Origin of the sequence: Butyrivibrio sp. MB2005, from assembly GCF_000424285.1 — a bacterium.
Taxonomy (GTDB): Bacteria; Bacillota; Clostridia; order Lachnospirales; family Lachnospiraceae; genus Butyrivibrio.
The window spans coordinates 21,264-32,747 of sequence record NZ_AUJP01000023.1 but is presented as its reverse complement, the minus strand read 5'-3'; the positions used below and the strand labels follow the sequence as shown (position 1 = coordinate 32,747).

Genomic DNA, 11,484 nt, shown 5'->3' with positions numbered 1-11,484 from the left:
ACCGGAAGATCGGAATATGTATAATAGTATTATTAAAGCCGGATTTTCATAAGTCCGGCTTTTTATGGAGGAAATATAGATATGGCTACCCAGGGACAGGCAAAAGAGCGAACAAAGAGCATGATTAAAGAACCCAGGCAGTTTAACGTCATCATGTACAATGACGATTTCACCACCATGGAGTTTGTGGTGGATGTGCTGGTTGATATTTTTCATAAGGATGAAGTAACAGCTCAGTCCATTATGCTGAACGTACATAAAAAGGGACAGGCAGTTGTGGGGAAATACCCCTATGATATCGCATCCACCAAGGTGAATGCGGCACTGCTGCGGGCAAAACAGGAAGGTTATCCTTTCCGCATGAGTGTGGAGGAGGCGTGATATGAATCTGTCAAAAGAGGCTATGGAGGCTATCCAGAAAGCGATAGCAATGGCCAGTGAAAATAATTACGAATATGTGACACCTGAGATGGTGCTGCTGATGATATTGGATGATCCCTCTTTTTCAGAGGCTTATGAGTCCTGCGGCGGGGATCTTGTTGCACTTAGTAAGAATCTGATGTCATATATCAGGAAATATATTGATAAAACAAGTGGCCAGGAGCCGGAATTATCCATTGCTACGCAGCAGATGGTGAATTTTGCGGGGCAGAGCGCTTTTTCCAGCGGTTGCAGCCAGATTCACATAAGGCATCTTATTCATGCGATCTGGAACCTTGATAACAGCTACGCTGTCTATTATATGGAACAGGACGGGCTCACAGAGGCGGATCTTTTGCAGGAGCTGTCCTATATCGAGGATGAGAATAAGATAGAGGGCGGAAGTGCCACTACAGGGAATCCGGAGAAGCAGGAAGATACCGGTAATCTGAAGATTTTTGCGCCATGTCTCAATGAGACCTTAGAGGATGTGAATCCGCTTATTGGCAGAAAAGAAGAGCTTGAGCGTACCATACAGATACTTTGCAGGAAGGATAAAAACAATCCCCTCCATATAGGAGAGCCGGGTGTAGGTAAGACAGCCATTACCTACGGCCTTGTGGAACTTCTTAGAAAGGACGAGGTGCCGGATGCCATTAAGGGTGCCAAGGTATTTGCGCTGGATCTTGGCGGAATGCTGGCCGGAACCCAGTACAGGGGCGATTTTGAAAAGCGCTTTAAAAAGGTTCTCTCAGAAATTGGCAAAGAAGAAAAGCCAATTATTTACATAGATGAGATTCACAATCTTTCAGGTGCCGGCGCTGTGGGAGAGGGTTCATTTGATGCTTCCAACATGTTAAAGCCCTATCTTGCAGACGGACATATCAGGTTTATCGGTGCCACAACTTATGAAGAGTATAAGAAGTATTTTGAGAAAAATAAGAGCTTAGTGCGGCGTTTTCAGAATGTGGAGATAAAAGAACCTACTGAGGATGAGAGCATTAAGATTCTCGAGGGCCTTAAGGAAAAATACGAGGAATATCACGGCGTAAAATATGATGACGAGGTGCTTCCTTATGCTGTGAAAATGAGTGCCAAGTACATCAACGAGAGATATCTTCCCGATAAGGCAATAGATATTATTGACGAAGCAGGTTCCTTTAGAAAGCTACATCCCACAGGCAAGAAGACCAACACGGTTAACAAAGAAGTTATAAACGAAATATTGACAAAGATATGCCGTGTGCCAATCGAAACTGTGGAAACAGATGATATTACAGGGCTTTCAACCTTAGAGGACAGACTGAAGGGCAAAATTTTCGGTCAGGACGAGGCTATCAGCCAGGTTGTAAATGCAGTTAAATTTTCAAAAGCCGGGCTTTCAGAAGAAAATAAACCTCTTGCAAGTCTTCTTTTCGTGGGACCTACCGGTGTTGGTAAGACAGAGATTGCAAGGCGCCTTGCAGAAGAGCTTGGAGTAAAGCTGGTGAGATTTGATATGAGTGAATACGGTGAAAAACACGCTGTTGCCAAGCTTATCGGATCTCCTGCAGGTTATGTGGGCTATGAGGAAGGCGGAATACTTACAGAGGCCATCAGGAAAAATCCCTCATCAGTGCTGCTTCTTGATGAGATAGAGAAGGCACACCCTGATATTTTCAATGTGCTTTTGCAGGTTATGGATTATGCCACTCTGACAGACAATCAGGGCAGAAAAGCAGATTTCAGGAATGTGGTTGTGATCATGACATCAAATGCCGGAGCTAACCGCCTTGGAAAGAGTGGAATAGGCTTTGTCAGCGAAGGTCACGATGACAGCGTCCTTATGGAAGAAGTTAAGAGAGTGTTCCAGCCTGAATTCAGGAACAGGCTAAGTAAAATCGTATCCTTTAACAGCATGGATGAAAAGATGGCCGAGCTGGTTGTTGAAAAGAAGCTCGCTGAGCTTAAGGATCAGCTTATTGTTAAGAAGATAAGCTTTAGTGCTGATAAAAAGGCGAAAAATCTCATTAAAAAGCGCGGAATCAGCCAGGAATTTGGTGCAAGAGAGGTTGACCGCGTGATAAGAAACGATATTAAGCCGCTGTTTGTGGATGAGATTCTCTTTGGAAAGCTCAAAAACGGCGGAAAAATCTCCCTTACGGTTAAGGATGGTGAGTTTGTTACTGCAGCCGGCGGGAAGGGTAAGTGATTTGAGTTTTGACCGTTTTGTCCGGACTTGTGATTAAGGCGGTGGGATATCTATGGCAGTTTATAAGTTAGATGATAAAGAAATATATTTTCCCAATCCTGTTCTGGCAGATGATGACGGGCTTTTAGCAATTGGCGGTGACCTATCTGTGGAAAGGCTGGTTCTTGCCTACAGTAACGGCATTTTTCCCTGGTATAACGAGGGAGAGCCTATTTTGTGGTGGGCCCCTAAGGAGAGATTTATCATAAAGCCCGGCGAAGTACATGTTTCACATTCAATGCGAAAGTTCTTTAAAAAGCATGAAACTCATATCCTCATAAACCGCGATTTTGCTGATACTATGCACAGATGCAGGTTAAAGAGAGAGGATAACGTGGGCACATGGATAACGGATGATATGGAAAAGGCTTATGGCCAAATGGCGGAAAAAGGGCTGGCTTTAAGCGTGGAATCATACGTTGATGGCGAGCTTGCCGGGGGCCTTTATGGAGTTAGCCTTGGTAAATGCTTTTTCGGGGAGAGCATGTTTTCTGATCTGCCAAACGGGTCTAAGATTGCTCTGATAATCCTGTCGCATGTGCTTTTACAGAATGATTATGTGATGATCGACTGCCAGTTTGAGACGGAGCATCTTAAGAGTATGGGTGGTTTCACCATCAGTTTTGATGAGTATCGAAAGCTTCTGGACCAGGGGCTTAGGAATAATTAGCGAGCCTCCACTATTGATGCAGAGTCTGTTAGGGAAGTTCATGACAAAAAATGAGTAGCCATGCCCATAAATGTAAGTAGATGGAGCTTTTAAGGTTTGGTATATTTTCGTGGTTGCGATTAAAGACGGTAGTGTCAAATGATTTATGGAAGGCCGGTCAATCATTAGCTGCTTTTTAGTTTTTTACAGTTGCTGTTTTTAATTACGTGGGTATCGTGAAAAACAATATTTATCCACGTAAGAAAATCAGGAAATGGTGAAGTGGATTACGGGGATGAATGGGAAAATGTGATTTATCCACGTAAGATTGGCGGAAAAAAGGCTCAGGATTACGGGGATGAATGGGAAAAATGTGATTTATCCACGTAAGATTGGCGGAAAAAAGGCTCAGAATTACGGGGGTGCTTAGAGAAATGAGATTCATCCACGTAAGAATGGCGGAAAAATGGCTAAAAATTACGGGGATGAAAAAAGAAAAGCAATATTCTCCCCGTAATAAAACAGTGAGTAAGAGGAACGGAAATGAAAGATAAGAATTTGGCAAAAAGAACCTGTATGACGCTTTTTGGCGTAATTATTTGTGCTATAAGCGTTGGAATATTTAAAATAGCGGCTCTTGGCGTTGATCCCTTCCAATCCTTTATGGCGGGGCTTGACCTGGTGGTGCCCATCAGCTTTGGAACACTTTATGTGATAACCAACGCAGTTTTGCTGACTTTTGCCCTGATTTTTGACAGGCATTACATCGGAATTGCTACTTTTATAAATCTTTTCCTGCTTGGATATATCACTCAGTTTACCTATGAATTCCTGCAGACAGTGATAGTTAATCCATCTATCATAGTGCGGGTTTTCTGCCTTGTAGTGGGCGTAGTCATCATCTGCTTTGGCTCTGCGTTCTATATGACAGCAGATCTTGGTGTATCTACCTATGACGCTATTGCGCTTATTATCTGCAACACCTGGAAAAAGGGTAAGTTTCAGTACGTCAGGATCATCACAGATCTTGTGTGCGTTATCCTGGGTGTGGTTTTGTTCCTTATATCCGGTGGAAAAGTCATGAGTATCCCTACAATTGCCGGAATCGGAACCATCATTACCGCATTTTTCATGGGACCTCTCATTGAGTTTTTCAATGTACACGTTGCTCGTCCCATTCTGGCAGGAAAAGAAATTCAAAAGTAATATCAGATTTAAAATAGTAATTAAGAATTCGTAAAACACAAACGAAAAAAGGTGGAAAAATTTGTGAAAAATTAATTCACAAAAAGCCTTTTGTTTGTGTTTTTTTATTTCAAAAATTGCTAAAATGTTATTGCTATACTGTAAGTTAATAGTACCTAAGTATGGTTTAAGACATCTACCATTGCATATCAGGAGGGGGATTATGGCAGATATACTGAACTTTAAGTGTCCTTGTTGTGGGGCTAAACTGACTTTTAGCGGCAAGACAGAGCAGATGACCTGTGAGTTCTGCGAGGCCAGCTTTACCATGGAGCAGGCAAAAGCAGCGCAGGAAGCTGAGGCTGAGGATGCAGCATCCTCCAGTATGACCTGGACTACCACAGAGCAGCTTCTTATAACCGATGAAAGCGGTAAGGTTGCAGGTTACAGATGTCCTTCCTGTAGCGCGGAAATGGTAGCTGATGAGCATACCGCCGCCACCGAATGTCCATATTGCGGTAATCAGGCCATAATTCCTGATTCTTTCTCCGGTATGTATAAACCGGATTATGTGGTGCCTTTTGCAGTGGATAAAGAGAAAGCGAAGGCTCAGCTTAAGGAATTCGTCAAAGGGAAAAAGCTTCTTCCCAAATCATTCACAGCTAATAACAGAATAGATTCTATTACGGGATTGTATGTTCCGTTCTGGCTTTACAGTTGCAAAGCAGATGGCTCTGTGACTTTTGAAGGCGTCAAGAAAAGTACCCGTGAAGACAGCAATTTTACATATGAAAAGAGCGACTTTTATCGCGTAAAAAGAAGCGGCGAGATGGAGTTTGAGAAGATTCCCGTAGATGCTTCCAGTAAGATGGACGCCACGGTTATGGAGTCTTTGGAGCCTTTCGATATGGCTAAGGCTGTGAAGTACGATGCGGCATATTTTAGCGGTTATCTTGCTGACAGATATGATAAAGAGGAGAAGGATGCCCAGCCAAGAGCCAATGAGCGTGTCCTTAATACCTTCAGAGATAAGATGAGAGAGCAGGTAAGCGGCTACGATACCGTGGATGTGAAGGGCGAGAACATTAATTTATCCAATGCCAAGGCAGAATACGCCATGCTTCCTGTTTGGATGATGACCACCAAATATGAGGGGAATACCTATACTTTCGGAATCAATGGCCAAAGCGGCAGGATGGTGGGCTCTCTTCCTATCGATAAGGGACTGTACTGGATAAGATTCGCTCTTGGAACAGTGATTCCCTTCATAATTATAATGATGGGAATAATATTCTTTGGAAGTAACGGAATCACAGCGAAAGCTGCGATAATCGACCTGGTTGTATCGATAATCATAGGTTTTATCTATGTTTCTATCCTCAAATCCGGGATGAATAATGTACATCAAAACCGCGAAGCCACTAAATATATGAAGGATTCTTCCTATAAAAAGGGCAAAGCCTTCGATATTTTCATGTACAGCAAGACAGAGAAGAAACAAAAGCCAAAACAGGCTTAATGTCTCGATATTTCAGAGTAACTGAGGATTTTGTGAAAGTAGCAACCGGCTATTTGAATTTAGCCTGTGAAGCTCGGTGCTATGTGGAGGAATTCTATGAAGCATAAGGAGAAGAAACCCGGTAAACACCTGAAGAAACTGACACTGTTACATTCAAATGATATGCATGGCGATTTTTTGGCAGAAAAGGCAGACGATAAGCTTATAGGCGGCGTTTCGTTGCTGTCCGGCTATGTCAGCAAGGTGCGTCATGAGGAGGAAAATGTCTTATACGCTATTGCCGGAGATATGTTCAGAGGATCGGTAATAGATTCTGAATTTCACGGAATTTCGACAATACAAATTATGAATATGTTGGCACCGGACATTGTTACTGTGGGTAACCATGAGGTAGATTATGGTGTTGCACATCTTCTTTTTCTGGAAAAATGCGCAGATTTCCCGATAATAAACGCTAATTTGTACATAAAAACCAATCACACAAGACTTTTTGATCCTTGCAAGGTCATTGAGATAAATGGCATGAAAGTTCTGTTCATCGGTATTTTAACTGAGGCGGCTCTGGCACAGTGCAAGATGGACAAAATGATAGGCACCTTCATTACTTTGGAGGATGCAGCTAACGAAATCGGCAGAATCTGCAATACTTATAACGCTATTGATGTTGATCTTACGGTTTTGCTGACCCATATAGGCTTTGAGGAGGATCAGAAGCTGGCAGAGCTGCTGCAGCCCGCATGGGGAGTGGATCTAATTATCGGAGGCCACTCGCATACCTTCTTAGAGGAGCCATGCGTTATTAATGGTATCCCCATTGTTCAGGCAGGAACCGGCACGGACCAGATTGGCCGATTTGACCTGGTTGTGGATACTTCAAAGAATTGTATAGACAGTTATAAGTGGGAGCCAATTCCCATCAGCGATAAGACCTGTCCAAGGGATTTGGCTATCGAAGATATTATTTTAAATTACAAAAATACCACAGATGAAAAATATGGCAGAATCATCACAAAATTTGTTCGAAAGCTAACCCATCCTTCCAGATATCAGGAGACAGAGCTTGGCAATCTTTTCGCAGATATTATGAAGGATGCTCTGGGAGTGGATATATTCCTGCTGGCTTCAGGGTCAGTGAGACTTAAAGAGCTGGGACCTGTGGTTACAAAAGGCGATTTTGACGCGACTTTTCCTTATGACGATGCAGCATTTGTCACCTATTGGACAGGAGCCCAACTAAAGCATGGCATTCTTAGAATGCTTAGGGATGAGGCTTTTGAGGGTAAGCACACGGAGTTTTATCAGTTATCCAAGGGCTTGGAGGTGGAGTACGACCAGAAAACCCACTCAATTCTGAAGTTTGATTTTGAAGGCGAGCCTATTGATGATGAAAAGATATATTCTGTGGGAATGCAGGAATATCATTTCAAGAATCTGCCGGATTCCTTCGATCTGACTCAGGAGGAACTTAAGAAAAATCATTCATTGCGCGCTGTAGCTACGTCATGTTCTCAGGTTTTGGAGGAAATGCTTCAGAACGGACTACATCAGGATGCGGTAGTTGAGGACAGAATTAAGTTACATCTCATTTAATGATAGGGGGACAGTAATAATGAAACATTTAAAGAAACTGACACTATTACATTCTAATGATATGCATGGCGATTTTCTGGCTGAGGAAATTGATAAGGATCTGGTGGGAGGAGTATCCCTTTTATCAGGTTATGTCAGCAAAGTGCGCCATGAAGAGGAAAATGTTTTATATGCTATTGCCGGTGATATGTTCCGTGGGTCGGTAATAGATTCAGAATTTCACGGAATATCGACAATTCAGATCATGAATATGCTTTCACCGGATATCGTAACTGTTGGAAATCATGAAGTAGATTACGGAGTAGCACACCTTCTTTTCCTGGAAAAATGTGCGGAGTTCCCGATAATAAATGCCAATCTTCATATAAAAACCAATAACGCGAGACTCTTCGAGCCCTGCAAAGTCATTGAGATAGGCGGAATGAAGATACTTTTCATCGGTATCATAACCGAGGTTGCGCTTATGCAGGTTAAGGCTGATAAGCTTATCGGAACCTTTGTAACACTGAATGAAGCTGCAGAGGAGATAGGCCGAATCTGTGATACCTACAATGCCATGGATATTGATTTTACGGTACTTCTTACCCATATTGGCTTTGAGGAGGATCAGAAGCTTGCTGAGATGCTTGACCCTGCCTGGGGTGTTGATGTGATCATCGGAGGTCACTCACATACCTTTATAGAGGAGCCTGCGGTAGTAAATGGAATCCCGATTGTACAAGCGGGTACCGGTACTGACCAGATTGGTCGATTTGATATCCTGATTGATACGGATAACAATTGTATAAACAGCTACAGCTGGAAAGCGATTCCCATAAACGAGTCTACCTGCCCCAAGGATCCGGGCATAGAGGAGATAATAAATAACTATAAACACAGCACTGACGAAAAATATGGCAGGATCATCACAAAATTTGTTCGCCAGTTGACACATCCGTCAAGAATCAGAGAGACAGAGCTGGGGGACCTTTACGCAGATGCACTGTGCGAAACCTTAGGACTTGATATGTTTTTCCTGGGGTCAGGTTCCATTCGAACAGAGAAATTGGGGCCTGTTGTGACCAAGAAGGATTTGGATGAGAATTTCCCTTATGACGATAGTGTCTTTGCAACATATTGGACGGGAGCGCAGATTAAGCACGGACTTTTAAGAATGCTTAGAGATGAGGCCTTAGAAGGCGCTCACACTGAGTTTTATCAGCTCTCTGAAGGATTTGAGGTTGAGTATGACCAGAAAAGTCATTCATTTTTAAAGTTCAATTTCCAGGGAGCTCCCATTGATGAGAATAAGGTTTATTCTGTAGGCTTGCAGCAATTCCACTATACCAATGTGAAGGATTCCTTCGATTTAGAGTTAGAGGATCTTGATAAGAATAAGAAATCAAGGCAGGTCTGCACCTCCTGCGCAGGTGTCATCGAGGAAGTATTGCAGAGAGGTCAACATCAGGACGCCTACGGAACAGGCCGCCTCATCGTTCACCTCGCAGACGGAACAGTGACAGGGGTGTGAATCGAAGAACTCTGCGGATCAACACGAAAATTGCGAATATGTTCTGAAATTAAAGAAAGCTAGCCTGTTTATAGGCTAGCTTTCTTAATGAGGTATAAATGCACTGTATTTATTGATCCAAATCACCATATAATTCTATATACTTTTGCAATTTTGCATCTCTATCAGAAATAGCAGAGTGTAGTAATTCGTTCTCAGAGACAAGGGATTCGTTCTCAGAGACAAGAGATATGTTCTTAGAGGAAAGAGACTCGACTTCAGATGTAAGGGACGCATTCTCGGAAGTCAGTTCTTCAATCTTTTTCTTCTGGAAAGCTTCGTGTGCTATGGCGTCCTCACGCCTTCTGCACAGCTCACGAACCTGCTCATCGGAGTTGTATAAATAAATTGATTCAGCTGTAGAACTAAGTGAAGGATTATTCTTTGTGATCATCTTGATTTCCTCCCAGCTATTGGCTTTGAAAAGTCTTGCCCAGACATCAATACCGTACTGTTTATCTTCGTCTGATGCCATATCTGTGTGATTTAATTCTACCACCAGAAGATTGAACTTGTCAGTATAAAGATAGCCGTCACGAGCGTTTCGCATCTGATATCTTGCGAAAAATTCAGGATGGTCTTCGAACAAAGTAAAGTCCAAAAAGCCAATCTGATAAACGGGTTTAATTACAGAGTAATCCTCGCCTCTGTGGAGGTTGTCGAATTTTCGGCTTAGATATGCAAGAGAGCGCAGAGGCCAGTTGTTATAGTTTAGTACCTGCATCTCAAGGTTTATATAGGTGTTGTTATTGAGAGATACGTAGATATCAAGCTGATATTCCTTATCATCAATAGCTTCGCCCGGGGTGATGGGATTTTCAATAATCACATCATCAACTTCATCTCTGGACAAATGCAAAACAGAGCATATAAGTCCGATCAAAGTTTCGCGGTCTTTCTGCAGAACTATACGAAACATATAGTCATTAGTCATGTTGTATTGAAGTCTGCCTTTGGCAGACATGAATTTATAATTCTTATTTTCCATTCTTTTCCTTTCAAACTAATTTTATAACTTAACAATACCGGTAAAGTCTGGGGAAATTGGCAGTCTGCCAAATGAAATGCAGGTCTGAGAAATTGACTGCACCAGCGAATATATCAGAGTAGGATTGAAAAGAAAAGCGAATTAAGAAAACATTAAGGAAAAATGCGGAAACTTAAGAATCTTAAGAAAATCCTTAATTTCAGGTGACAGGTGTGTGATTTTTGGCGCATTTTCCGCAATAAAGGTATATACTGATTGAAGTAGACTAATTTTAAGACAGGAGATGCGAACATGAAAAAAGTACAATTAAACAAATACACAGATTTTATAGTGGAAGAGACCACGAAACTTCTTAATATTGATTCTCCCACAGGATATACAGAGGAAGCTGCAAACTGGGTGAAGGAAGAGTTTGAAAAGCTCGGTTTTAAAGCTACAAAGACCAATAAGGGAGGCGTCGTTGTGGACCTGACAGGTAAGGATAAGAAAAACGGTCTTTTACTTGAGGCTCACGCAGACACTCTTGGCGGAATGGTTGCAACTATCAAGGATAACGGAAGACTGCAGCTAACAAACCTTGGCGGTATGAATCCCAACAACGCAGAGACAGAGAATGTTCGCGTTGTGACCAAATTTGACGGAATTTATGAGGGTACCTTCCAGCTCAATAATGCGTCCATCCATGTAAATGGTGAATACAACGATACCAAGAGAGAATGGGATAGCTGCGAGGTTGTTCTTGATGAGGACGTTAAGAGCAAGGAAGATACTGAGAAGCTTGGTATTTCAGTGGGTGATTTTGTTTGCTTTGAGCCCAATGTGAGGGTTACAAAGACCGGATATATCAAGTCAAGATTCCTTGATGATAAGCTCAGCGTAGGAATTTTACTGGGACTTGCAAAGTATATCAGCGAGAAAAAGATCACTCCCAAGAGAGCGCTTTATGCTCATATCACGGTATTTGAAGAGGTTGGACACGGCGGATGCGCAAGCGTTCCCGAGGGCTGCACAGAAGCTATTTCTGTAGATATGGGATGTGTTGGCGATGGCCTTACCTGCACAGAGAAGCAGGTTTCCATCTGCGCTAAGGACAGCGGTGGCCCCTACAACTATGAGATCGTAAAGGGTCTGGTTGAAGCAGCTAAAAAGAGCGGCGCAGATTATGCTGTCGATATTTACCCTCACTACGGAAGTGATGTTGAAGCCACTCTTGAAGCCGGCAACGACTTAAAGCACGGACTTATCGGAGCAGGCGTTTATGCTTCCCATGGCTATGAGAGAAGCCACAGAGATGGCGCAGAGAATGTGCTTCGTCTTTTGATCGAGTATGCCCTGTAAATTGACGTATTGCTGA

9 protein-coding genes are annotated in these 11,484 nt (G+C 42.7%); 8 read left to right on the top strand and 1 reads right to left on the bottom strand.

Annotation, left to right across the window (positions count from 1 at the left end):
* The first annotated feature begins 81 nt into the window (after positions 1-81).
* From G610_RS0113020 to G610_RS0112980, 7 genes are all read left to right on the top strand, one after another.
* Entirely contained in the window at positions 82-381 is a 300-nt protein-coding gene (locus G610_RS0113020; RefSeq protein ID WP_026495550.1) for an ATP-dependent Clp protease adaptor ClpS, read from the top strand.
* Position 382: 1 nt separating this feature from the next.
* A complete protein-coding gene (locus G610_RS0113015; protein WP_026525154.1) occupies positions 383-2,611 on the top strand; it encodes an AAA family ATPase in 2,229 nt (742 codons plus the stop codon).
* Positions 2,612-2,663: 52 nt separating this feature from the next.
* Positions 2,664-3,320 (top strand): leucyl/phenylalanyl-tRNA--protein transferase, encoded by a 657-nt coding sequence (gene aat / locus G610_RS0113010; RefSeq protein ID WP_026525153.1) that lies wholly within the window; start codon positions 2,664-2,666, stop codon positions 3,318-3,320.
* Between the two features lie 522 nt (positions 3,321-3,842).
* Positions 3,843-4,505 (top strand): YczE/YyaS/YitT family protein, encoded by a 663-nt coding sequence (locus G610_RS0112995; protein ID WP_026525152.1) that lies wholly within the window; start codon positions 3,843-3,845, stop codon positions 4,503-4,505.
* A 202-nt stretch (positions 4,506-4,707) separates the two neighbouring features.
* Positions 4,708-6,003, top strand: a complete 1,296-nt coding sequence (locus G610_RS20865) for a hypothetical protein (protein ID WP_051197992.1) — start codon at positions 4,708-4,710, stop codon at positions 6,001-6,003.
* 96 nt (positions 6,004-6,099) lie between these two features.
* Positions 6,100-7,593 (top strand): bifunctional metallophosphatase/5'-nucleotidase, encoded by a 1,494-nt coding sequence (locus tag G610_RS0112985; protein ID WP_026525151.1) that lies wholly within the window; start codon positions 6,100-6,102, stop codon positions 7,591-7,593.
* 19 nt (positions 7,594-7,612) lie between these two features.
* The gene (locus tag G610_RS0112980; protein WP_026525150.1) at positions 7,613-9,103 is read left to right on the top strand and encodes a bifunctional metallophosphatase/5'-nucleotidase; all 1,491 of its coding nucleotides are present in this window, start codon (positions 7,613-7,615) and stop codon (positions 9,101-9,103) included.
* 109 nt (positions 9,104-9,212) lie between these two features.
* On the opposite strand, the gene G610_RS0112975 is transcribed toward G610_RS0112980, so the two are convergent.
* Positions 9,213-10,130, bottom strand: a complete 918-nt coding sequence (locus G610_RS0112975) for an Rpn family recombination-promoting nuclease/putative transposase (RefSeq protein ID WP_026525149.1) — start codon at positions 10,128-10,130, stop codon at positions 9,213-9,215.
* Between the two features lie 291 nt (positions 10,131-10,421).
* Between G610_RS0112975 and G610_RS0112970 the strand changes: the two genes are divergently transcribed.
* On the top strand, positions 10,422-11,468 hold the full coding sequence (locus G610_RS0112970; RefSeq protein WP_026525148.1) for a M42 family metallopeptidase: 1,047 nt from the start codon (positions 10,422-10,424) through the stop codon (positions 11,466-11,468).
* Positions 11,469-11,484 lie beyond the last annotated feature (16 nt).